Origin of the sequence: Specibacter sp. AOP5-B1-6 (genome assembly GCF_052376555.1) — a bacterium.
Classification (GTDB): domain Bacteria; phylum Actinomycetota; class Actinomycetes; order Actinomycetales; family Micrococcaceae; genus Specibacter.
This window is the reverse complement of record NZ_JBQSVT010000025.1, coordinates 42260-65743: the sequence shown is the minus strand read 5'-3', so window position 1 is coordinate 65743 and position 23484 is coordinate 42260. Positions and strand designations below refer to the sequence as shown.

Here is a 23484-nt window from a genome sequence, read left to right as displayed (position 1 = left end):
ACTGCCGATCCCGATGAATTACAACGAATACGCGATGCCGGCGTCGAAGTCGTCCAAGTGACAGTGAAAGCCTGAGGGCTTCCACTATTTGTTGGGGGTCTTGCTGCTCGGCGGCCCCGTTTCGAGATTACGGGTGTCAATAGGAGAAATGAGGTGTGGGTGGCTGGTTTCCTGCCACTGGATGGCACGGGCGTCCCCGTTGCGGGCTTGTATGTTTTGGGCCTGCAGCTTTCCTCGGTGCAGTGGGGCACCGCCATCGCTTCCGAAGCTTCCGCCAAGTACCGCAGCGGCTACCGCACGGTTCGTGACGCCGACGCGATCGCGGCTTACATTCTGGCCCGCTGACGCCGAGCAAGTTTGTGGGTTCGAGCTGAGGGCTGCGGGATGACTGGAGGATTCTTGCCCGGACGTGGGAAAAAACGAAGGCTGGCCCGCAGCAATCGGGTGTGGCAATCCAAATTCATGAATTGCCGCCGGTTGCTGCGGGTCAGCCTGGATGGGCCCACGCGCCCGAGGGCCCTAAGGTTGGCTCGCTTGCGAGCCAACCTTAGGGAGGGCGTGGGGATTAGTGGCGGGCCTCCTTGCGACGTGCTGCCATGGCTACCGCACCACCGGCGCCGAGCAGGACGAGTGCACCCAGACCCAGCGGAAGCACGGCGGCTCCCGTGGTGGCGAGGTTACCCGAACCATTGCCGCCGGCACCAGCACCAGGACCAGCCGTGGCGCCCGAGGTGGGCACCGCGGAGGGCGAGGTGCCCGGGTCGGTGGTGGCCGGCGTCGTGCCTGCAGGGCTGGTTGCAGGAGGTGTTTCACCGGGTGTGGTCGGAGCAGGCGTTGTCGGCTCCGGGGTGACCACGTCGGCCGACACCGGGATGGTGATCGGCAGGCGGGCGTAGGTGCCGCCGTCGGTGGTGATGGTGAAGCGGCCGGCGTTGAGCTGCTCCGGAACCGTGAAGTTCAGTGTCGCTGCGCCGTCGGCGACCGGTGAGGTGCCCAGCTCCGAAGGCAGAACTGCGGCTGTCATGACGGCGAAGCCGGTGCCGCCGCCGCTGCCCGAGGGCTCGTACCGGACAGTGACCTCGGTGGAGTTGGTGACTCCGAGTGAGGTGAGGTCGAGCTTGTTCAGGCCAAGCGTGACCTCCTGGCCCTCGGTGACAGCCGCCGGTGCGTCGACCACGTCCACGCCGCGGCGGGAGAAGTCAGGTGCGATCGGTGCGGTTTCCGACTTCTCGCCGATGTACTTGATCCAGGCGTCCCGGTCAATGAGGCCGGAATCCTTGGTGTTGGTGCCCTCGGTGAAGATGCGGAAGTTGTCGCCGCCCGTTGCCAGGAAGCTGAACGTGCCCACGCGGTAGGAACGGGTCTCATCCAGCGGTGCGCCGTTGATGACCACGGAGGTGATGTGGTCGCCCAACTCGCGGCTGGAATCGTAGGTGTAGTCGACGTTGGAGGACAGTCCCAGGTTCAGGAACGGGCGGCTGGGTACGGTGCCGTCCGCGTTGGTCTGCCACTGCTGCTCCAGCATGGTCTTCACTTGGGCGCCCGTGAGCGAGGTGGTCCACAGGTTGTTCACGAACGGCAGCACCGCGTTGGCGTTGGCGTAGGTGACCACGCCGTCCTCGAAGCCTTCGTTCTTGTAGAGCAGATCCGCACGGAGTCCGCCAGGATTGACGACGCCGATCTCGGCTCCGCCTGTCTGCTCCTCCTTGAGGGCGTCCAGGAGGGCGTTGCCCACCAAGTTGCCCAGCGAGGATTCACTGCCGCGGTCATCGCGGGTGTACGTGTCCGTGGCTGCATCGTAGGTCTGCGCCGTGGTGATGTCGGCAGCGATCTTGCCGACGGGCACGCTTCCTGCAACCTCGGCGTCGGCCAAAGCCGCATCCGTGATGGTCTTTACCTCTGCAACGCGGGGGAACTCGTTGGCCAGCTCGGCGTCGTCGGCCTCGGTGCGGGGCACATTGCCCTGCGTGTAGGAGACAACTGCGTTGCTGGTGGGGTCAACCTGCAGCTGGATCTGGCCGATGAACTCGCCGTAGCTTCCGGTCTGGAGCACGGGGCGGGTCTTCAGGGCCGCGTCCGCGGAAACGCCCGGGATGGGTGCGTCCCATGCGTACTGCTTGTGCGTGTGGCCGGTGAAGATGGCGTCCACGTCGGCGCTGGTCCCGTTCACGATCTCTGCGAACGCGCCGCCGGCGGCAACTTCCTGCTCCAGGGTTGCCTTTTCGGGGGTTCCCGCGCCTGCGCCCTCGTGGTATTCAGCCACGATGACGTCGGCCAGGCCTTCGTCGGTGATCTTCTTGGCCACGCGGTTGACAGCCTCAACAGGATCGCCGAATTCCAGCATGTCGATGCCGGACGGGGTCACCAGTGTGGGGGTCTCCTGCGTGATGGCACCGATGACGGCAACCTTCACGCCGTCGACCTCGATGACCTTGTACTCGTCAAGCACCGGGTTGGCAGTGCCCTTCGCATACACGTTGGCACCGAGGTAGTCCCAGTTGGCGGCGTCGGTGACGCGCCCGTCAAGGTCCGCGTAACCCTTGTCGAACTCATGATTTCCGACGGCGGACGCCTGCAGTTCCAGCGCGTTCAGCACGTCGATGGTGGGCTTGTCCTCCTGCGAGGCGGAGGCAAACAAGCTCGCACCGATGTTGTCACCGGCGGACAGGAAAGCGGTGTTGGCGTCGCCTGATGCGGCGCGCAGCTGCTCCACCGTGCCGGCAAACTTGACCGTGTTGGCGTCGATGCGGCCGTGGAAGTCGTTGATGTTCAGGAGGTTGATTTCCTTGGTGGCCGCCGGAGCGTCACCAAGGTTCAGGCCGACGACGACGGGGTCGTGGTCGGAGGCGGCAAATGCCGAACTGTCATAGAAGTTGGTGACGTTGTAGTTGTAGCGGCTGTAGCCCATGGCAATGGACTCGGTGGAGTTGATGTTCCAGATGTCGACGCCGGTGACCAGCGCATCGAGGGCCGGAGTGGCAACGATGTGGTCCAGCGAGCCAACCAAACCGCCGTAGGCGTAGGAGTGCTTGCCGGTCTTCGCGCCCTGGTCAACGTAGCCGGCGTCGGCCATGACCGTCATGGGATCTTCGAAGCTGTAGGCGTTGAAGTCACCCATGAGCAGCACCTTGTCGGTGCCCTGTGCGGTCTGAAGTTCGGTGGAGAACTTCACCAGTGCCTTGGCCTGTGCGGTGCGTGCCAGGTTGGAGTTGCCCTGGCCCTCGTCGGTGTCATCCGGTGTGGCGGCCGACCCCTTGGACTTGAAGTGGTTGGCAATCAAGATCACCTTGGCGGAGTCTGCATTGCCGGCAAGCTGGAAGGCCTGGGCGAGCGGCTGGCGGGCAATCCCTGTGTAGGCCGGATCGTCGAGGATGACGGAATCGCCAACAGGCACGGCCACCGCCTTCTTGTAGATGAAGGCCGTGCGGATGACATCTTCCACGTCTGCAGCCGGACGCAGTTCCGGTGAGCGGACATAATCCCAGACTCCTGGTGCGGCAACGTTGAGCGCATCGACCAAGGTAGACAGGGCCGCGTCGCGGTCGGTGCCGAACTTGATCGAGTTTTCAATTTCTTCCAGGGAGAGGACCTCGGCGCCCGAGTCATTGATGCCGGCGACAATCTTGTCCTGCTGGCGCTTCAGGTTTTCGGCGTTGGCGGCACCGCGCTGCAGGCAGCCGGTGCGGACGGCGATGGGGTTGCCCTCCCGGTCGTTGTAGAACTGGCACTTGGCGTTCTTGTCGCCGGTTTCGATGAAGTAGTTCTGCACGTTGAAGGAGGCAACCTTGAGGTCTCCGCCCACTTCTTGTGGTGCGGCTTCCCGGTTGCTGCCAAACGCGATGGGCTGCACGGTTCCCGCGTTGGTGGGCGTCAGCGCCTCCAGCGGCTGGAACTTGTAGGAGTTGTTGCGGTTGTCGAAGATGACAGGGGCCATAAAGTCGGACGTCGAGCCAAGTCGCATGGGTGTTTCAGCGCTCAGCCAGGGGAGCGGTGAGTCCTGGACGTTGAAGAAGTTGGTGCTTGAGCCGTCGTCGAGCTTGATGCCCTTGGCAGCGTTCTCGGCGACCTGGGCCGCGTGCGCGGCGGAACCGACGGCCCCGACGGAGGTGGGCTGCAACAGCACGTCCTCACCAACCGCAAGTCCAATTTCGCCGTACTGGTTCAGCGAATAGTTGTCGGTGATGGTGAACTGGCCGTCGGGTGCCACGAGCATGCCCTCAAGGGTCTCGCGCAGTTCCGTGGTTTCCGGGACACTGACGACGGCGGCCTTGACCTCTGCCGCTGCCTCGTCCAGTTGCGTCATGCCACCGGCCGGGACGTCAATCTCGGTGGTGGTAGTTTCGGGCCCGCCAAATTCCTTGACCAGGCCGGTGACTTCAACGTAGTCGCCGATCTTGACGCTGGCGACCGTGCCCGGTGAGTAGACGAACACGCCGTCGGAGGCCTTGTGGGTGGCGAGGTCAATGTCGCCGCCGGTGTCGGGGGTCTGGATGAAGTAGCCGTTGAAGCCGCCAGTGGGATAAGCCGCAGTGACCTTGCCCTTGGTGGTGACCGTGGTGCCTTCGAGCGGGCTCTTGGCTCCTTCGCCCTGGATCTCGGCGATGGTCTTGGCGCCAGATTCTTCCGGTGGGGGAAGAGGTTCGTCGGTGCCGTTGATGCCGGTGGGCGTGGGCGCAGCCTTCGTGAAGTCGGCTGTGTTGTTGTCCGTGTCGACGAAATCGGTGCGGTTCAGCGACGTGGTGACGGAGGCTGCCGAGGATGCCGCTGTTTCAAAGGTGTTGGACTCGCCGTAGCCGAGCAGGTCAACAACGCCCGGAGTGCCGATCAAGGAACCGATGCCCAGGTCTGCGGGCAACTTGGCAGCCTGGTCCGACAGGATAATCGTTCCTGCTGAACCTGAGAAGCTGAAGCTGCTGGCGTCCGCATCGGTGGCGGGCAATTCACGGCCATTGTCTGCGTTGGAGCTGCCCTTGACCAGGTAGTAGTCGTTGGCTTTGATGGTGCCGGACAGGGCAGCCAGTCCTGTTGGGACCACCTGCCCACCAGCGGAGCGGTACTGCACCGACCAGCCCTCGAGGCTGATGTCAGCATCAGTGGGGTTGTACAGCTCCACGAACTTGTTCTTGTAGGAGGCGTTGGCGCTGCCGCCGTTGAGGTAGGCCTCATTGATGATCACATTCGGTGACGCGAGGGTGCCTGCTTGGGTGACAGCTTTGGGGAGTGCCCCGCTTGGCGCAAGCTCCGCCGTCGTGCTTTCAGCGGCAGCAGTGGGCGATTCGGTGGTGGTTGCGGCAGCAGCGGTTGGATCCGCGGTTGCCGGCTCGTCGGTGGCCATGGCGGGCGAAATCGCCAACGGGGCCACGGCGAGACCAAACGCCAGTACGGCACCCAGTCCCGCCTTGATGAAGTTGTTGCTCGTCATGTCTCCAACTCTCGAAAGTGAGGCACGTCCTTGTGCCATGAGTGATGATGAACCACAGTTTTCGATTGGGGAAACAACAAAAGCCGACCCCCCGACCCGCCCTGCAGGAACGTGTTTGAGCCAAACACATAGATGTGAGTCACTCATGAACGCAACCTTGCGGTCAAGGAAACAGCAGGTGTTCGTTTGGAAATGGTTGGGAATGTAGCTAAAAGTCAGCTTCAGGGGGGCGTGGAACGTGCCTTTGTTTGAACGGCCGTCCTTTTGGCTAGGAGCTTGAGGTACAGGCATGGTCCGTTCCGGCAGTCATGGCCTGATCCATGTTTCGGACTGCTGAGGCAGACATCAAATACGTGCCGGAACGCCCGGATCGGGCGCTGCGAACTCCCTGGAACGGTGGCAGACACGCCCGGGCCATACACGCATTTTGGCCGCTAACCCCCGTCCGGCACAGCCGCGCACGGTTAAACACAAGGGAAGCAACCTCATGACGAGACTGCTTCCCTTTTCCGTGCGGAAGGTAAGAGATTCGAACTCTTGGTACGGGGTTACCGCACACTGGTTTTCAAGACCAGCTCCATCGGCCGCTCGGACAACCTTCCTTACCCTAGTAGTGTTTCATAGGCAGGGCCGAGCTACCAAAATGAGCGCCGGTGGGGCTAAGATTCACGGGTACTTAAGGGTGATGGAGAAGGTCATGAAGGCAATAGTTGCAACGGGCGCAGGCGGCCCAGAGGTTTTGTCCCTGACCGAGGTGCCAGCGCCTGTTCCGGGCCCGGGCGAGGTGCTGATAGACGTGGTTGCCGCGGGAATCAACCGTGCAGACGTGCAACAGCGGCGCGGCTTTTACCCGCCACCGCCGGGCGCATCACAGATTTTGGGCCTGGAGGTGTCCGGCCGGATCGCCGGCTTCGGCCCCAATGTGACCCGGCCCTTCAGCGTCGGCGACAAGGTGGTGGCTTTGCTCACAGGCGGCGGCTACGCGTCCCAGGTCGCTGTTCCGGCGGGCCAGGTGCTGCAGTTGCCGGAGGGCATTGACGTAATTTCAGCCGCTGCGCTGCCCGAGGTTGCCGCCACCGTGCACTCAAACTTGTTCATGACGGCTCAGCTGCAGCCGGGTGAAACTGTGCTCATTCACGGCGGTGCCGGCGGCATTGGAGCCATGGCCATCCAGCTTGCCAAGGCCGCAGGAGCCCGCGTCGTCGCCACGGCCGGCAGCGACGAAAAGGTCGCCATGCTCACCGGATACCTCGGTGCCGACCTGGCCATCAACTACCGCACCGAGGATTTCGTGGAGCTCACCAAGGACTTCACCGGCGGGCTCGGTGCCAACGTGATCCTCGACGTCGTCGGTGCCAAGTACCTGGCCCGGAACGTGGAGACGCTTGCCACCTACGGCCGGATGGTTGTCATCGGCCTGCAGGGAGGTGCGACGGCGGAACTCAACCTGGGTGCCCTGCTCACCAAGCGTGCGGCCATCATTGGCACGACGCTGCGGGCCCGTTCCGTTGAGGAAAAGTCGACCATCATGGACGGTGTGCGCGAGCATGTCTGGCCGTTGGTTTCCAACGGGGCCGTCAAGCCCATGGTGGACAAAACTTTCCCGCTGACCCAGGTTGCCGCGGCGCACGAATACTTTGATTCGGGCGAGCACGTGGGCAAGGTGCTGTTGACGCTCTAACGGCGCAGCGTTTAGCGGGGGCAGTGCCCATGCTTTTCTTTTGTAGCCCTGGTCGGCCGCCCGCAGGGATGCAAGCAAACTTTTGCAGTTCCGGACGTCCTGCAGCAGCCGTTTCGTTTTCGCGCCCTCGATGAGCGCCTGACCGGCGTCAAGCTCTCGCTTGGTGTACGGCACCGTGCGTCCCCTGTGCCCGGCGAGCAGTGCGAAAATCACCGCCAGAAGCAGGTGGCCGTCGGCCATGTCGGAGAAATCGGGGAGCGCAGGGTGATGGATCCTTTCCGGGTCCTCAACGCTAACAAACACCCGGAGCACGGAAATCTTGGCGGAATGGCGCCGAAGACTTGCGCCGACCATACTCAGTAGCTACATTAACCATACGCGGTATGTATGCCGTTGTCGCGATGGTTCGTTGGGGGCTTTCGCGCCGATCCGAAAGGCATTCCCATGTCCATCAAACATTCCTTGCTGGCGTTGCTGCACGAAAGCCCGCGCTATGGCTATCAGCTGCGCGGCGAGTTCGAGGAGCGTACCGGCTCCACCTGGCCATTGAACATCGGGCAGGTCTACACCACTCTTGACCGGCTGGAGCGTGACGAGCTGGTGGAAAAGAACGGGGACGACGGTGAAGGCCACGTCATTTACAGCATCACGGACGCAGGCCGCGCCGAAGTGCTGGGCTGGTTCGCCGCTCCCGTCGCCGCAACCAACCCGCCGCGCAATGAGCTCGCCATCAAGCTTGCGCTCGCGCTGACCATCGATGAGGTGGACGTGTCCGCCGTCGTTCAAGCCCAGCGCTCTGCTTCCATGAGACTGCTGCAGGACTACACACGCCAACGCCGGGCAGCCGCCACCAATGCTGGTACGCAGCTCTCCGGTGCCCCCGGCTCCGGCGATCCCAACGATGCGGCCTGGCTGCTGGTGCTGGATTCGTTGATCTTCACCACTGAGGCTGAGGTGCGGTGGCTGGACCACTGCGAAGGCTGGATGGCGAAGCGCGCCGCCTCAGCACGCAGGGCGAAGACAATTGCTGCCGACAAGACGGCCGCAGTCAAAGAAGCCTCCGCGCCGGCAGACAAGGTGGTCTTCCCGTGAGCAACGAAATCCTGCAGCTTGAAAGCGTCAGCCGGACTTACGGTGAAGGCGCCACGTCGGTGGCGGCGCTGCGAAGCGTCAACCTAACCATCCATGCGGGAGAATTTGTGGCCGTCATGGGGCCCTCAGGCTCGGGCAAGTCGTCACTGCTGACACTCGCCGGGGGTCTCGACAAAGCCACCAGGGGAGAGGTTTTTGTTGAGGGCACGCCGTTGGGCGGCCTCAGCATCAACGAACTGGCGAGGTTGCGCCGTCGTGCGGTGGGCTACGTCTTCCAAGACTTCAATCTGGTGCCCACCCTGACCGCCGCAGAAAACGTGGCCCTGCCGAGGGAACTGGACGGCATCCCGGCCAGAAAGGCACGCCGCCAGGCCAAGGACGCACTGCGTCTTGTCGGCATTGAGGAATTGGCCGACAGGTTCATGGACCAAATGTCCGGCGGGCAGCAGCAGCGGGTGGCGATTGCCCGGGCCATTGTGGGCCAGCGCCGGCTGATTCTGGCCGATGAACCGACGGGTGCGCTGGATTCAGCAACGGGTGACGGCATTCTTGAGGTGCTGCGCAACCGCGCAGAGGCCGGGGCCGCCGTCGTCATGGTCACGCACGAGGCCAGGCATGCAGGCTGGGCCGACCGTGTGGTGTTCCTGAAGGATGGCCGCATTGTTGATGAAGCGGCCTCGCAGAACGATCCCTCCGTGCTGCTCTCCGGCATGGCCCGCTGAGGTGGCGCTTGATCTAAAGCCCGTCAAGGGTGGCGGGCAGCACCGCCTGCGCCTTGCCCTGAAAATGGCGTGGCGCGACATCCGCCGCCACAAGGGCCGTTCCGCGCTCATCATCGCGTTGATTGCGCTGCCCATTTTTGCCATGTCCGCCGCCGCCACCGCCGGACAGAGCATGCTGGCCACCCCGAACGAAACCGTGTTGCACGAGCTGGGACAGACGCAGGGGCGGCTGAGCGGAATGGGTGCCCTGAATTCCACCATGGTGCAATCCCTGCGTGGGGATCTCGGATACCCGTACAGCTCGGATGACCAGGACCAGAATTTTGTTGCCGCAAGTCCCGCGGATGTCGTCCCCGCTGGCTACCGGGCGATCACTGCCCAAGCAACGCAGCTGACCACCCCGGTGGGGCAGGCCCAGATGCCGCTGCAGACCGTCGTTACGGATGCTCTCGATCCGGCCTTTGCTGGCAAGTATGAGTTGTTGGACGGTGTCATACCAGCAGGCCCCAATCAAGCCGTGGGGTCACCCGGACTGTTTGACCGTTTTGAGCTCGACGTGGGGGAGAAGCTGACGACGTCGGCAGGCACCTTTGAATTGGTCGGAAGCGTGCGCGATGCCGGGGCCTCGGACAGCAACGCCTTTCTGTATCTGAAGACGAACCAGCTGCCGGCTGCAGCGCTTGCTTCCGCTGGGCCGACCACCGTCTACCTGGCTGGTGACAAGCCAATCAACTGGGCCGACGCGAAGAATTTCAATGCCAAGGGCGTTCAGGTCACCTCACACAGCCTCTTGCTGAGTCCGCCCTCGCTGACGGAACGGCCGGCGCAGCCCAACGATGACGCGTCCAATTCCGCCCAACAAAACGTCCTCACCATGGCATTGACGGGTGCGCTCATCGGTGTTCTGGCATTGCTTGAAGTGGGGCTTTTGGCAGGAGCGGCCTTTGCCGTTGGTGCCAGAAAGCAACAACGGGACTTGGCTCTGCTGACTACTTCCGGAGCGGAAGGTGGCCTGTTGCGCACAGTGGTAACGGCGAGCGGCATTTGGCTGGGGTTGGCAGGCGGGGTGATTGGTGCGGTTCTGGGCACCGCGGCCGCTGTGATTGGGGTCCTTTATATTCGAGCCCAGGGCCACGTCCTCTTCGCCGGTCTCCATATCCAGTGGATCGGCGTCGTGGTCCTCATTGTGGTGGGGCTGCTTGCTGGTTGGTTGGCCGCCATGGTCCCGGCCCGTGCGGTGTCCAAGCAAGCCACGTTGTCGGCATTGAAATCCGGCCGAACTGCGGATGCACCCTCCAAATGGACAACCCGAATCGGGATCGGCATGGCCATACTTGCGACGCTCGCCATGGCGGCCGGTGGAGTAATCGCCGTTGCCACAGGCAACGGTCCCCATATGCTTCAAGCGCAGCCGCTGTATTTGGGGCTGATCATCGTGGGTGCGGTGTTGCTGGTTCTTGCGATGATTTGCTTGGTCGGCCGAATCATTGATCTCTTGACCGCGAGGACTTCGTGGCTGCCCGTGCCGCTTCGCATGGCTGCACGGGATTCCGCCAGAAATCGTGGGCGGACTGTTCCCGCTGTGGCCGCTGTGCTGGCAGCGGCCACGTTGTCGGGTGCGCTCATGGTCGGTACCGCCAGCGTCATGCAGCAAGTGAGTGACAACCATGGTTGGCAATACAATCTCAACCAAGTGGGGATCCCGCTGCAATACGAGGAGTCCACACCTTCGGATGCCCATGGTGCCGTGGGTGCGGACCCGGCTCACGTCGTCACGGTTGACCCCGCCAAAGTCACCGCCGCACTGAAAACCTCGGTTGGGCCCGACGTGGAAACTCATGTCCTTCGCGGCGGAACACCGAGCAATTCTTGTCCGTCCGGTTCACTCAACGATGATGGGGAATACGTTTCGCCGCCTTGTATTGGCTGGGTGCTCGCCGAGCCGGAGGCCAACCGTTGCGAGATGACCGATGGTGGCAGGCCTGTGGACGTGGCTGACTGGCGATGCTCAGGGGCCATGAATACGACGAATTTCGGCACCTTCCTGCCGCCGATCGTTGTGGGCGGTGAGGACGAACTGGCGGCACTCCTGGGACGCGAGCCAAACGACGCCGCCAAGGAAGCGCTCACATCAGGCGGCATTGTCATCACCAACAAGATCTATGCCGACAATGACGGCAATGCGTCGGTCATCAGCATCGATTTCCATGCTGAAACTAGCTACAGCAACGCCGCGGTTGGACGTGGGGACACTAAAGGTCCCACGTTCCTGCGGTCAAGCTATGTTCCTTTGAGTTCCAAGGCCTTGCCGGCTGTCGTCGAAGCCCCGGAAAAGCCGCTCCACTTTTACGGTGTCGTTTCCGCGGAGACGGCCGCGACCATGGGGATGCCAGTTGATGAAAGAACGCTCTTGATCACGGCGGCCGGGCCGCTGAGCCTGGCTTCCGGAGACAAGGTGGCCGCTTCGTTGGCGCCATTCATGGGTCCGTTTGGCGGCTTCGCATTGGAGGAGGGCCCGCCAACTTTCGTCAACCTCATGCTTTGGCTCATCGTCGTCGGCGGTGCGCTGATCACGTTGAGCGCCGCAGGCATCACTGCCGGACTGGCGCTCGCCGACGGTCGCAATGACCACGCCACTCTGGCCAGTGTTGGTGCCGACACGAAGCTGCGCAAGGCCATTTCCGGATCCCAAACGCTCATGACGGCCATGCTGGGCACAGTCCTGGGCATAGTTGCCGGGGCCATTCCGGTGATAGTCGTGCTGTCGCTGCAGTCCGGAGTTGCGATCGTCATCCCCTGGCTGCAAATGGGTGCGTTGATGATCCTTGTCCCCCTCTTCGGCGCAGCGGCCGCGTGGGTGCTCACGAAGGGCAAGCTGCCCATGACCAGGCGCCAAACCCTGGCCTGACCACCCCCACCCCCAGTTCTGTATGGCAGCTGTTTGACCGATTTTCCCGATATCCGGTGTTTTTGGGCCATCAACTGCCACACAGATTTTTATGAGGCACCGAAGCACGACGGCGGGAGGCCCCACCTTCCCAGAGAAGGCGGGGATCCCGTCGTCGTGCTTCCCTGACACCCTCCCGCCGCTCATCGCAAAGACGCTACCGTTGGCAGATATTCCGCCATGATCCGGGCCACACCACGCATGGAATCCGGAAGCTGTGACTACCCTCAAAAGGCCGTAATGATGTCTTAGCGTAGGGAAAAACATGACAATGCCGTCAAGCGGGGCCGCCGATCAAGGCGATGTCCTGGTTCAGGACCCCGATCTGCCACCGGTGGCCGTTGATCTGGAAGCCGAAGCAGAAACACAGAAGTGGACGCCGCTGAAGATTGCGATCTGGGCCGCCATTGCACTGCTGGGCGGCGTGGCCTGGGTTGTGCTGGCCGTGGTCCGCGGGGAAACCGTCAACGCCATTTGGTTTGTCTTTGCCGCAGTGTGCACCTACCTGATCGGCTACCGCTTTTACTCCAAGGTCATTGAGAAGTTCCTGCTCAAGCCCAACGACAAGCGCGCCACCCCGGCTGAATACAAGGCCGACGGCAAGGACTTTGTCCCCACCGACCGCAACGTGCTCTTCGGGCACCACTTCGCCGCCATCGCCGGCGCCGGACCCCTGGTGGGCCCGATCCTGGCAGCCCAAATGGGTTACCTGCCCGGCACCATCTGGATCATCGTCGGCGTCGTGCTGGCCGGTGCCGTGCAGGACTACCTGGTTCTGCACTTCTCCATGCGCCGCGGCGGCCGTTCGCTGGGCCAGATGGCCCGCGAGGAACTTGGCGTCGTCGGCGGCACCGCCGCACTGATCGCGACGCTGCTGATCATGATCATCATCGTCGCGATCCTTGCCCTCGTCGTTGTCAACGCGCTGGGCGAGTCCCCGTGGGGCGTGTTCTCGGTGTCCATGACCATCCCGATCGCACTGTTCATGGGCGTCTACCTGCGCTACCTGCGTCCCGGCAAGGTCATGGAAGTGTCCCTGATCGGCGTCGTCCTGCTGCTCGCAGCGATCGTTGGCGGCGGCATGGTTGCGGCCACCGAATGGGGCTCCACCTTCTTCCACCTGGACCGCACCACCCTGGCCTGGGCCATCATCATCTACGGTTTCATCGCCGCCATCCTGCCCGTCTGGCTGCTGCTGGCCCCGCGCGACTACCTCTCCACGTTCATGAAGATCGGCACCATCGTCATGCTGGCCGGCTCCATTGTGCTGGTTCGCCCCACGATCAACGTCCCGGCGTTCAGTGAATTTGCCGGCCGCTCCGACGGCCCCGTGTTCTCGGGCGCCTTGTTCCCGTTCCTGTTCATCACGATCGCCTGCGGTGCGCTCTCCGGTTTCCACGCCTTGATCGCCTCCGGCACCACGCCGAAGCTGATTGAAAAGGAACGCCAGGCCCGCTACATCGGCTACGGCGGCATGCTCATGGAATCCTTCGTGGCGATCATGGCCCTGGTTGCGGCACTGTCCATCGACCGCGGCATCTACTTCGCCATGAACTCCTCCGGCGCGGCAACTGGCGGCACCATCGAGGGCGCCGCCGCGTTCGTGAACTCGCTGGGCCTGACCGGCGTGCATGTTGACCCCGCCACGCTCGCCCAAACAGCGGCCGACGTCGGCGAGGAGTCGATCGTTTCCCGCACCGGCGGCGCACCGACCCTTGCCGTGGGCCTGGCCCACATCATGCAGCAGGTGGCCGGCGGGCAGGCCATGATGAGCTTCTGGTACCACTTTGCGATCATGTTCGAGGCCCTCTTCATCCTCACGGCCGTCGACGCCGGAACCCGTGTGGCACGCTTCATGCTGCAGGACTCCATCGGCAACTTCGTGCCGAAGTTCAAGGACACCTCCTGGCGCCTTGGTTCGTGGATCACGACGGCCATCATGGTGGCCGGCTGGGGCGCGATCCTCATCATGGGCGTCACGGATCCGCTCGGCGGCATCAACACCTTGTTCCCGCTGTTCGGCATCGCCAACCAGCTTCTGGCGGCCATCGCCCTGGCCGTCTGCCTGGTGATCGTTTCCAAGCACACGCATGTGAAGTACCTGTGGATGGTGGCGCTGCCGCTGACCTTTGTCACCGTGGTCACGGTATTCGCGTCCTTCCAGAAGATCTTCTCCACTGTCCCGGCCGTCGGTTACTGGGCGCAGCACAATGCGTTCAAGGCGGCACTGGCCAGCGGCGAGACCAGCCACGGCACCGCCAAGACCGTCGAGGCAATGGAGGCCGTTGTCCGCAACACCTTCGTCCAGGGCACCCTGTCGATCATCTTCGTGGTCCTGTCACTGATTGTGATTGCGACGGCGGTCATGGTCACGATCCGCTCCGTCAAGGCTGGCGGGGGCACCAGCCTCGAGGACCCGGCGCTTCCCTCGCGGATCTTCGCGCCGGCATCCATCGTGCCGACGGCAGCTGAAAAGGTCCTGATGAAGGAATGGGCCGATTCCGGCAAACAATCAGCGCGGTCCGGGCACTAGCCATGGAGTTGTTGCGCAGCGCCAGCCGCGGCCTCGGGGCCGTGAACAGGTACCTCAAGGGAGTCCTCGGCGAGGATTCCTACGACAAGTACCTTGACCACCACCGTGCCACCGGCTGCGCGACCGCGCCCATGAACGTGAAGGAGTTCTGGCGCGACAAAACAGACCGCCAGGACGCCAACCCGGAGGGCCGCTGCTGCTGAGCCGACGTTCATGACGTGGCAAGCTGGCGGGCGTAGGGGAACTTTCCCCTACGCTCGCCGGGTTGCCACGTCATCGGCGTTAAAGCCATGGACGACGGCGGCACGCGCCTCCCAGCCGACCGGCGCCCGGGCGGGGCAACAGCGGATCCTGCGGGGCGGGCCTTGCGTACCCGTGAGAGACTGGCACTATGAGTGAAAAGGCGCAGATCCCGGCCACTGACGAAGCGGCTGAAGGCACAATTTTGGGCAATGCGGCAAGTGGCGCGGCGGAGAAGGCGGACGAGGTCGCAGGGGATTCCACGGCCGGAACAAAGGCAAAGAAGCCTGCCTCTGTGGCTGACATGGTCGACCAGCCGGCCAAGGTGATGCGCATCGGCACTATGGTCAAACAGCTGCTCGACGAGGTGAAAAGCGCGCCACTGGATGACGCCGCCCGATCCCGGCTCGCGGAAATCCACCAGGCCTCGATTGCTGAGCTGGAAGACGGACTGGCACCCGAACTTGTGGCGGAACTGCACCGCCTGAGCCTGCCCTTCACGGACACGAGCGCACCGTCGGACGCTGAACTGCGCATCGCCCAGGCCCAGCTGGTGGGCTGGCTCGAGGGACTGTTCCACGGCATCCAGACCGCCTTGGCCGCCCAGGCCATGGCCAACCAGCAAACAGCCGCACGCCTGGCCATGCACCAGCTGCCGCCCGGTACGATGATTGCCCCCGGCGTGGTTGTTGGCGAGAACGGTGAGCCCCAGCGTGCCTCGGCAGACCAGGGCGGCAGCCAGCGACAGGGCATCCCCGGCCAAAACCAAATGGGCGGGCCGGATTCCGGCGGTCCCGGACAGTACCTCTGATGGCCATGTTCAAAGGTCTATTTGGTGCCGCACGGCAGGCGAAGCACGACGACGTCGAACTCGGCAAGGGCGTTTGGCGCCGCACCCACGACAGGTTCCGCCGCGGCCTCGACCGTTTCCACCAGATGCTCGAGGGCCTGGCCGAAGCGGAGCCTGGGCAAACACAAACGCTGTCACAAACAACCCAAAACTACGACGCCATGGTGCAGGTGGCCGACAGTCTCGCCGATCTCCTGCCCGAGGTGCGGAGCATTGCCGCGCGGGCCCAGGCAGCAGGGCCCAGCGACGGAATGGAAATCCCCACGGGGACCGGCGGCTACCTCAATGACGTGCACCGTGAACTTTCCCGCGCGGGCAATGCGCTGGCGGCAACGGCGGAGGCCCTGGCCCTGCTGAGACTTGGCGTGGGGGCCGTGTCCGGCGTGGAACTCAAGGCAGACATCGTGCGCCAGCACGTCACCCGTGCCGGGGAACTGCTGGCCGAAAAATAAGCGAGTTGATGGGGCAGCCGTTGCCCCGGCGCTAGGCTCGGGTTCGTTCGGTGGCCCGGCCAACTTCGTGGAGCAGCTCCTGATTGCCGACGAAGCGTTGGCACTCATCAGCGACCAAATCGCCGAGACGGGCGCACTCGGATCCGAGTGAGCCGGCAACATGGGGCGTGAGAAACACGTTCGGCAGCGCATACAGCGGCGAACCGGGCACCGGAGGCTCCGGCCATGTCACATCCAACATGGCCGTCAAATCGGGGCGGTTGACCAAAACTTCGACCAGGTCCGGCTCGTTGATCAGGGCACCGCGGGCGGTATTGATCAGCACGGCATCCGGTTGCATGGATTCGAGCAGCGCCTTGTTCACCATGCCCAGCGTGGCCGGCAAAAGCGGACTGTGGATGCTTACCACGTGAGAGCTCTCGAACAATTCGGGGAGCGTCACCAGTTCCACGCCAGCGGCTGTCGCCTGCTTGGCAGAAATATACGGATCGTGGGCAACAACGTCGAGGCTGAATGCCTGGAGGAGCCTGGCCACATGAAGCCCGATCTCTCCCAGCGACAGCAGGCCAACTCTGGAGCCGTAAGTCCCTGCCAACGGTGGGCGGGCTGCCAGTGATCCATTCCGGGCCGTCTCACGTGCCAGGCCCGGCGCGCGCTTCAGACTGAGCACGATTTGAGCCAGAGTGAATTCTGCAACGGGAATGGCATTGGCTGCAGCCGCGGAAACTATGGGAATTTCCCTGGACCAGAACTCGTCCGTAACGATCCCCTTGATGGATCCGGCAGCAAGAAACACTGCTTTCAGGTTCGGGGCTGAAGCCAGGAATTCTGCATCCAGTCTCGGCGCACCCCAACTTGTCAGGAGCACATCGACGTCGTTCATCAGTTCGGGCGAGCTGGTCAACTGACGTCGAGTCAGCGGAGGGTGGCAGAGATCAACCGATTGTGCCAGCCGTTCCAATACGTTGCGGGGGTACACATCCGCAAGGCGGTCCTCATTCATTACCAGCAGCGCACGGAGCCGCGGAGCCATGGCTATCCTTCCAGTTTCGATGTTTAACATCGGATGTTTGACGTGATTCAGGTCATGCGATAGTTTTGTGGCTACAGCTCGGCAACCGCTTTCCAAGATTAGCATTTCCGAGCTGCGAATGCCTGAATATTTCACCTCAGGCGTGGATAAGTCCGTGGTGCTGAATGCGATGTTGCGATCAGGGTCCCGACTGTGATTACTGGACTACGGCGTCACCTTGACGCCGGGCCACAAGCGGATCCAAGCGATGGTCAACACGATACGAAGGAGTATTAATGAGTGGCTCAGCTGAAGCTGCAAGCACCAGCGAACTGCTGCGGCACAAGCGCGCAAATCTCTTGTCATTCGCGAGTCCGGCGGGAGAATGGCTCCACGCGCTGCCCCTTGGCAACGGCAGCCTGGGTGCCATGGTCCATGGCGGCGTTCATCGTGAACGCATTGCACTGAACCTGGACACACTATGGTCCGGCGGCCCGCGGGGCCACGGTGTCATTGACGGTCCGGAGACCCTCCGTGCCATGCGAACACTGATCTTTGATGGCAACAGGGACCCGGTCGCAGTGGACGCACTCGCCCGGCAGATGCAAGGTCCGCCCACTGAGTCATTCCAGCCGCTGGGCGACTTGATCATCGAGGAAATCGAAGCTTCGGGCACCGGCGAAACATCCAATGTCTATCGCAGAGAGCTTGATCTCGCCGCCGCAGTCGCCAGCACGCACTTCTCCGGCCCGCGCGGCGGATTTTCCAGGGAGGCATTCTGCTCCCAGCCGGACAAGGTGTTGGCCGTGCGGCAGGTATCGACGAGCAGGGGCGGGCTGAATCTGCGCATCTCACTCCAGAGCGTCCATGAAACTGAGGCGTGCCCTGGTTCTGCCGGAGTTCAACTTGAACAAACGATTGGGCTGTCGGGCCGGGCACCGGATTCCATCCCCGGGATGGGGCCGGGAGTCCACGACGGAGTCTCTTACGGCCGCCGCCAGGGCATGCTGTTCGATGTTGCTGCAAGGGTGGCCGCGGATGAAGGTGAAGTCTCGCTCCTTGCCGACGGCTCGGTGGAAGTCCGTGGTGCGACTGCGGTGACAATCCTGCTCAGCGCCGCCGACTCCTACACCAGCTGGTCAACGGCTCCGCATGAACGTCCCGACCTTCTTCGCGCCTACAACGAGACGACACTGGCGGCTGCGGGCGAATTGGGTCATGACGAATTGTTGATTCGCCATCGGGACGACCACGCACACTTGTTCAATCGAGTTCAGCTGGCCCTTGGCGGTGCTGCATCGGGGGAGGCACCGCCCACAAATGAACGGCTGGCGGCACTTCGGGCTGGTACAACGGACACCAGTCTTGTGGAACTGCTGTTCAATTTTGGCAGGTACCTTTTGATCGCTTCCTCCCGGCCCGGGTCCAAGCCGGCAAACCTGCAAGGGATTTGGAACGCGGAGGTCCGGCCGCCCTGGCGCTCGAACTGGACGGCGAACATCAACGTGCAAATGAACTACTGGGCTGCCGAGACAACGGGGCTGGCGGAGTGCCATGAACCGCTGCTTGAGTTTATCGCCGACCTCGCGGCCTCTGGCGGTAAAACGGCGGCCGAACTCTACGGCGCCGGCGGATGGACCGCTCACCACAATCTCGACATTTGGGGAACTACCTGGCCGGTGGGAGGAGGCGAGGGGCAACCACGGTGGTCCATGTGGCCGCTGTCAGCTGCGTGGCTGTGCCGCCACCTTGTTGAACACAACGATTATGCCCCGGACCCGGCATTTCTGCAGCGTGCATGGCCGGTAATCCGCGGCGCCGCCGATTTCCTGCTCGATTTCCTGGTGGCAGACCCACGTTCAACGGCAGCAGCAGGCGCCCTGGTGACAGTTCCTTCAACGTCACCGGAAGCCTCATTTATCGGGCCCGGAGGGAAAGCGACGGCGCTGGGCGTCATGACCACCATGGACAACTGGCTGATCAGGGAGCTCTTCGGCTCCTGCCTGCGCCTCGCCGCCGCCGAAGGGCCGTCCTCGGCATGGGTGGAGGACGGGTTTACGGCACGACTCGAGGCAGCCCTCGACAGCTTGCCGCAGATAGGGGTGCTGGCTGGTGGCGGCATCAACGAATGGGAGAAACCCACCCGGGACGAGGACCCGGGCCACCGTCATCTGTCCCACTTGTACGGACTGTACCCCTCCAATCTGATCGATCTTCAGCAGACTCCGCGCATGGCCGAAGAAGCCCGGCTGGCGCTGGAGCGGCGGCTCGACGCGGGCGGTGGCGGCACAGGATGGAGCCAAGCCTGGGTTGCGTGTCTGTGGGCCAGGCTCGGCGATGGCCCGGCAGCCTTGCGAAGCATCAACTCGCTCCTGGCAGACTCCGTGGCCGACAACCTGTTGGACCTCCACCCGCCCCGGATTTTTCAGATCGATGGAAACTTTGGAATTGCTGCGGCCGTGGCAGAAATGTTGTTGCAGAGCCACAGCTGTGAGGTGAAAATACTCCCCGCGCTTCCCCCGGAATGGTCGCGCGGAAGCGTCCGCGGCCTGCGGGCCAGAAATGGCCTGGTCGCAGCCATCACTTGGGAGAACGGCGTGGTTTCCCATCTTGAACTCGACGGCAGCCCTCTTCAACGGGTCCAGCTGCGGCTGCCAGCCTCCTCAGCCAGATCCTTAAACCTGGACGTCGTCCACACCATTCAAATACCGGAATCCGGCAAATTCGTCATGAAACCAGGCAGCCCTGTTGCGGCGGCACTGAACCACGCGGCACTGACACATTGACCGAATATCCCCACGAAAGGAACTGTCCATGAGCCTGACCAAAATTCGGCCATCGCCGCCGCCCCTGGAAATGAAGCAGGACCCGCCCGCCAGGCCCAAGCTTGCCTTGTGGGCACGGATCAAGCGCGATAAACTGCTGCTGCTCTTTGCGCTCCCGGGCATAGTGCTGCTGCTGACATTTCAATATATTCCGTTGCTCGGAAATGTGATTGCCTTCCAGGACTACCAGCCGTTTTTGGGCATCATGCACTCGAGATGGTCGGGCTTTGACAACTTTTCCGTCATCTTCAACGGCGATCCGGCATTTCTCAACGCCCTTAAAAACACACTGATCATCACGGCCCTGCAGGCAGTTTTTGTTTTCCCTGCACCAATCCTGATCGCCCTCCTGTTGAACAGTCTGCTGTCCAACAGGATCAGGCAGATCGTTCAATCGATCCTGTATCTCCCGCACTTTCTGTCCTGGGTCATTGTCGTGGCCGTCTTCCAGCAGATCCTGGGTGGCTCCGGCATGATCAACAATTACCTGCGTGCAAACGGACATGAAACGCTTTCCATCATTGGAAACTCGGAACTGTTCACCACCGTGATCACGAGCCAGGTCATTTGGAAGGACACGGGCTGGGCAACAATTCTTTTTCTGGCCGCGCTCGCCCAAATTGACCGCTCCCTCTATGAAGCATCGGCAGTTGATGGAGCCAGCCGCTGGCGGCAAACCTGGCACATCACCCTGCCCGGGCTGCGATCGATCATTATCCTGTTGTTCATCCTGAAGCTGGGGGACTCTCTCACCGTTGGGTTCGAACAATTGGTCCTCCAGCAGCAGGCGGTGGGGCTTGGAGTCTCAGAAGTCCTGGACACCTACGTCTTCAACAACGGCATTATCGGCGGAGCTTGGGGAGTCGCAGCGGCCGTTGGGCTCGTCAAGGGCGTGGTCGGTGTGGTCCTGGTCCTTCTCGCCAATAAATTAGCCCATTTCTTCGGTGAAGAAGGAGTTTACAAATCATGAGCCGGAAAATAATTGACGGAATGCCCGCACCGGCCTTGGGAACCAGGCTGCTCAAAGGGCTCATCCTGCTTCTGATCTGCACAGTTGTGATTGTCCCGTTCATTGGCATTGTCTCCACGTCGGTGGCCTCTCCTGAGCAGGTGACCAAAGCCGGCGGATTCGTTCTGTTCCCTGACTCGGTGCAGTGGTCCGCCTATGCCTCAGTGCTCTCCGGCGGAGTTGTCACTCGTTCCTTGTTTGTCAGCGCCGGAATAACGATTGTTGGAACACTGCTCAGCCTGACAGTTACCAGCATGCTGGGTTGGGCGCTGAGCCGGCGCAGCATGGTCGGCAACAAATTCATGATCATGCTGGTGCTGTTCAGCCTGCTCTTCACACCGGGGATGATCCCCACCTACCTGATGGTCAAACAGCTGGGCATGCTCGACTCATACTGGGCCTTGATTGTTCCCACCATGGTCAGCGGATTCAACGTCATCGTCATGCGGTCCTTCTTCTCGGGAATTCCCGCCGAACTTATAGATGCAGCACGGATAGACGGTGCCGGCGAATGGCAAATTTTCCGGCGGATAGCACTGCCTCTTTCCAAGGCAGTCATGGCTGTCATTGGTTTGTTCTACGCCGTTGGCTATTGGAATTCCTTCTTCAACGCCATGCTGTACCTCAGCGATTCTGCCAAATGGCCGCTGCAGCTTGTCTTGCGGACGTACGTGGTCAACGGAACGCAGCTCGGAGAAGCCGATCTGGGCGCCGTGGAAGCAGTGCTTCCTCCAGAGCCATCGATTCAAATGGCCATCCTGGTCATTGCCATCGTGCCAATTCTGCTGGTGTACCCGTTCCTGCAAAAACACTTCGCCAAAGGGGTGCTCACTGGCGCCGTCAAGGGCTAGCCGGCACCCAATTCCCATTGCCTGACTTCGAAACCAGCTGAGAGATAACATCATGAAGACTTACAAGAAATCAGAATTGTCCCGCCGCGGAATGCTTCGCGGCACCCTTGCGATGAGTGTAATCGCGGTCATGGGCGCACCTGTTCTCACCGCTTGCGGCGACGGAGGTGTGCCTGTCGGTGCCAATGCAGGCAACGCTGCACTCCCGACCTTCGTCAAATTCCCCGGCGCCCCCGCCGACCTGCCCGGCAACAGCGAGGGTGTCACGGAGGCGTACTTCACCTACCCCGCCAACCCACCGAAAATGACCGAGGGGACACCTGGTGATGGCAATCCCATCACCGTCATGATGCCCGCGGCCAACGCCATCCCGCCGGCGACAGGCCAGAACGCCTACGCGCAAGAACTGAACAAGCGGTTGGGGTCCGAGTTGAAAGTGGCGTGGACGCCCGCTGCGGACTGGTCCCAGAAGCTGGCCACAACCATTGCTGGAGATCAGCTGCCTGATGTCTTCAACCTTCAGAATGAAACGCCTGATTTCCCGGCAATGTTGGAGGCGAAGGCTCTTGACCTGACTCCGTACTTGGCGGGCGACGCGATCAAAAAGTACCCGGCCCTGGCCAACATTCCCACGGACAGCTGGCGCGGTGCCGTCTTCAACGGAAAGATCTTTGGCCTGCCGATTCCCCGCGGCATCACCACATCCCGTGTCCTCTACCGCCGGGAAGACATTCTTGAGTCACTGGGGGCAGCCGCTGTGCCGGCGAGCTTTGTGGATTTCATGGATCTCTGCAAAGCCGTGACCGACCCAACCAAAAACCGTTGGGCACTTGCCAGCCTGCCCATGATTTTCGTCCAGGAAATGTACCAATTGCCCAACTACTGGGCTGAAAATGAGGGAACCTTCAGCCACCTCTTTGAACATGAAAACATGAAGGACGCATTGGAAGCCGGCCGACAGCTGGTGGCCGCAAAAGTAGTCAACCCTGACGCATTTGCATCGGCTCAAGCACAATACAAAAAGTGGTTCGACGCTGGCACCGCGGTCATGGTCGAGGACAGCCTGAGCGCCTGGCAGGGATTCCAACGCCGTGGCGTCACCATCCCGGGATTCAAGATGGCTGCACATCCCGCCCCCGGAGCCGAAGGCGGCAAGGGCAGCTTTTGGCTCGGGGACCCCAACCACTCCATCACCGCCATCAATAAGAAGGCCAAAGACCGGGTGGAGACCATTTTGAACGTCTTCAACTGGCTGTCCGCACCGTTTGGCACCGAAGAAAACATGTTCAGACAATATGGGATTGACGGCATCGACTATGAGCTCAGTGGAAGCGACCCCATCATGACGGACCAGGGAACGCTTGAAATCAAGGCAAATCCGGTCTACCTCACAGGGGCGCCCGGAACGCTTTACATCTCACAGGATGAGCAGGCAGTCCGTGCACGCCACGAGGCAGAAGAAGCGCTGGTTCCCCTCGCCGTCAAAGATGCGAGCAACGGGCTGTACTCTGCCACGGCTTCACGTTCCGGAGCGCAGCAACTCAGCGCCATGGAGGCGCTGCAAAATGACATCGTGCAAGGCCGGAAGGCCGTTTCGGATTGGGATGCAGGCGTGAAGGATTGGCAGAGCAAGGCCGGGGACAAGATGCGCACGGAGTATGAGCAGGCATTCCTGCAGCTGAAGAGCTCCTGAGGCCCACACCGACACGGCCGGATCGATATCGACGGGCCGGGCACCGAAGCATGACTGAAGAATCCGGCCGGACTGGGGCCGCGCACCGGGATGTTCCCCCGGTGTGCGGACCAGCCGTCCGCCTGCCCAGACCAAGACCTGCCGGAGCTTTCCGC

At 62.2% G+C, this 23484-nt stretch carries 15 protein-coding genes and 1 tRNA gene; 13 read left to right on the top strand and 3 right to left on the bottom strand.

Annotation, left to right across the window (positions count from 1 at the left end):
• Positions 1 to 159 precede the first annotated feature (159 nt).
• Positions 160 to 345: a hypothetical protein gene (locus ACT3TS_RS13305; protein ID WP_444531995.1), complete on the top strand. Its 186-nt coding sequence runs from the start codon at positions 160 to 162 to the stop codon at positions 343 to 345.
• Between the two features lie 220 nt (positions 346 to 565).
• Here ACT3TS_RS13305 and ACT3TS_RS13300 read toward each other — a convergent pair whose 3' ends face one another.
• Together ACT3TS_RS13300 and ACT3TS_RS13295 are read right to left on the bottom strand one after the other, a co-directional pair.
• Positions 566 to 5422 (bottom strand): ExeM/NucH family extracellular endonuclease, encoded by a 4857-nt coding sequence (locus ACT3TS_RS13300; RefSeq protein ID WP_444531994.1) that lies wholly within the window; start codon positions 5420 to 5422, stop codon positions 566 to 568.
• A gap of 514 nt (positions 5423 to 5936) precedes the next feature.
• A tRNA-Ser gene (locus ACT3TS_RS13295) sits at positions 5937 to 6024 on the bottom strand.
• A gap of 95 nt (positions 6025 to 6119) precedes the next feature.
• On the opposite strand from ACT3TS_RS13295, the gene ACT3TS_RS13290 reads away from it, so the two are divergent.
• The 8 genes from ACT3TS_RS13290 to ACT3TS_RS13255 all read left to right on the top strand — a co-directional run bounded on the left by ACT3TS_RS13290 (position 6120) and on the right by ACT3TS_RS13255 (position 15939).
• Positions 6120 to 7103: an NAD(P)H-quinone oxidoreductase gene (locus ACT3TS_RS13290; protein WP_444531993.1), complete on the top strand. Its 984-nt coding sequence runs from the start codon at positions 6120 to 6122 to the stop codon at positions 7101 to 7103.
• A gap of 444 nt (positions 7104 to 7547) precedes the next feature.
• The gene (locus ACT3TS_RS13285; protein WP_444531992.1) at positions 7548 to 8195 is read left to right on the top strand and encodes a PadR family transcriptional regulator; all 648 of its coding nucleotides are present in this window, start codon (positions 7548 to 7550) and stop codon (positions 8193 to 8195) included.
• Complete coding sequence (locus ACT3TS_RS13280) at positions 8192 to 8917, top strand: ABC transporter ATP-binding protein (protein WP_444531991.1); 726 nt, start codon at positions 8192 to 8194, stop codon at positions 8915 to 8917. The genes ACT3TS_RS13285 and ACT3TS_RS13280 overlap by 4 nt, the downstream gene beginning before the upstream one ends.
• Position 8918: 1 nt before the next feature.
• On the top strand, positions 8919 to 11825 hold the full coding sequence (locus tag ACT3TS_RS13275; protein WP_444531990.1) for a hypothetical protein: 2907 nt from the start codon (positions 8919 to 8921) through the stop codon (positions 11823 to 11825).
• 304 nt (positions 11826 to 12129) lie between these two features.
• Entirely contained in the window at positions 12130 to 14397 is a 2268-nt protein-coding gene (locus ACT3TS_RS13270) for a carbon starvation CstA family protein (RefSeq protein ID WP_444531989.1), read from the top strand.
• A 2-nt stretch (positions 14398 to 14399) separates the two neighbouring features.
• Entirely contained in the window at positions 14400 to 14600 is a 201-nt protein-coding gene (locus tag ACT3TS_RS13265; RefSeq protein WP_444531988.1) for a YbdD/YjiX family protein, read from the top strand.
• Positions 14601 to 14788: 188 nt separating this feature from the next.
• On the top strand, positions 14789 to 15448 hold the full coding sequence (locus ACT3TS_RS13260; protein WP_444531987.1) for a bacterial proteasome activator family protein: 660 nt from the start codon (positions 14789 to 14791) through the stop codon (positions 15446 to 15448).
• Positions 15448 to 15939 carry a hypothetical protein gene (locus ACT3TS_RS13255; protein WP_444531986.1) on the top strand — a complete coding sequence of 164 codons (492 nt, stop codon included), beginning with the start codon at positions 15448 to 15450 and terminating at the stop codon, positions 15937 to 15939. The genes ACT3TS_RS13260 and ACT3TS_RS13255 overlap by 1 nt, the downstream gene beginning before the upstream one ends.
• Positions 15940 to 15970: 31 nt before the next feature.
• Here ACT3TS_RS13255 and ACT3TS_RS13250 read toward each other — a convergent pair whose 3' ends face one another.
• Positions 15971 to 17107 (bottom strand): hydroxyacid dehydrogenase, encoded by a 1137-nt coding sequence (locus ACT3TS_RS13250; RefSeq protein WP_444531985.1) that lies wholly within the window; start codon positions 17105 to 17107, stop codon positions 15971 to 15973.
• 140 nt (positions 17108 to 17247) lie between these two features.
• Between ACT3TS_RS13250 and ACT3TS_RS13245 the strand changes: the two genes are divergently transcribed.
• Genes ACT3TS_RS13245 through ACT3TS_RS13230 form a run of 4 tightly spaced genes read left to right on the top strand, consistent with a single transcriptional unit; the run spans position 17248 to position 23329 of the window.
• Complete coding sequence (locus ACT3TS_RS13245) at positions 17248 to 19737, top strand: glycoside hydrolase family 95 protein (protein ID WP_444531984.1); 2490 nt, start codon at positions 17248 to 17250, stop codon at positions 19735 to 19737.
• A 28-nt stretch (positions 19738 to 19765) separates the two neighbouring features.
• On the top strand, positions 19766 to 20746 hold the full coding sequence (locus ACT3TS_RS13240) for an ABC transporter permease (protein ID WP_444531983.1): 981 nt from the start codon (positions 19766 to 19768) through the stop codon (positions 20744 to 20746).
• Positions 20743 to 21636 carry a carbohydrate ABC transporter permease gene (locus ACT3TS_RS13235; RefSeq protein WP_444531982.1) on the top strand — a complete coding sequence of 298 codons (894 nt, stop codon included), beginning with the start codon at positions 20743 to 20745 and terminating at the stop codon, positions 21634 to 21636. The genes ACT3TS_RS13240 and ACT3TS_RS13235 overlap by 4 nt, the downstream gene beginning before the upstream one ends.
• Before the next feature lie 52 nt (positions 21637 to 21688).
• The gene (locus tag ACT3TS_RS13230) at positions 21689 to 23329 is read left to right on the top strand and encodes an extracellular solute-binding protein (RefSeq protein WP_444531981.1); all 1641 of its coding nucleotides are present in this window, start codon (positions 21689 to 21691) and stop codon (positions 23327 to 23329) included.
• Positions 23330 to 23484: the final 155 nt, after the last annotated feature.

Coding starts and splice junctions, on each gene's coding strand:
- ACT3TS_RS13260 (WP_444531987.1), top strand. CDS start 14,789: ATGAGTGAAAAGGCGCAGATCCCGGCCACTGACGAAGCGGCTGAAGGC.
- ACT3TS_RS13235 (WP_444531982.1), top strand. CDS start 20,743: ATGAGCCGGAAAATAATTGACGGAATGCCCGCACCGGCCTTGGGAACC.
- ACT3TS_RS13230 (WP_444531981.1), top strand. CDS start 21,689: ATGAAGACTTACAAGAAATCAGAATTGTCCCGCCGCGGAATGCTTCGC.
- ACT3TS_RS13240 (WP_444531983.1), top strand. CDS start 19,766: ATGAGCCTGACCAAAATTCGGCCATCGCCGCCGCCCCTGGAAATGAAG.
- ACT3TS_RS13285 (WP_444531992.1), top strand. CDS start 7,548: ATGTCCATCAAACATTCCTTGCTGGCGTTGCTGCACGAAAGCCCGCGC.
- ACT3TS_RS13290 (WP_444531993.1), top strand. CDS start 6,120: ATGAAGGCAATAGTTGCAACGGGCGCAGGCGGCCCAGAGGTTTTGTCC.
- ACT3TS_RS13270 (WP_444531989.1), top strand. CDS start 12,130: ATGACAATGCCGTCAAGCGGGGCCGCCGATCAAGGCGATGTCCTGGTT.
- ACT3TS_RS13255 (WP_444531986.1), top strand. CDS start 15,448: ATGGCCATGTTCAAAGGTCTATTTGGTGCCGCACGGCAGGCGAAGCAC.
- ACT3TS_RS13300 (WP_444531994.1), bottom strand. CDS start 5,422: ATGACGAGCAACAACTTCATCAAGGCGGGACTGGGTGCCGTACTGGCG.
- ACT3TS_RS13245 (WP_444531984.1), top strand. CDS start 17,248: ATGAGTGGCTCAGCTGAAGCTGCAAGCACCAGCGAACTGCTGCGGCAC.
- ACT3TS_RS13265 (WP_444531988.1), top strand. CDS start 14,400: ATGGAGTTGTTGCGCAGCGCCAGCCGCGGCCTCGGGGCCGTGAACAGG.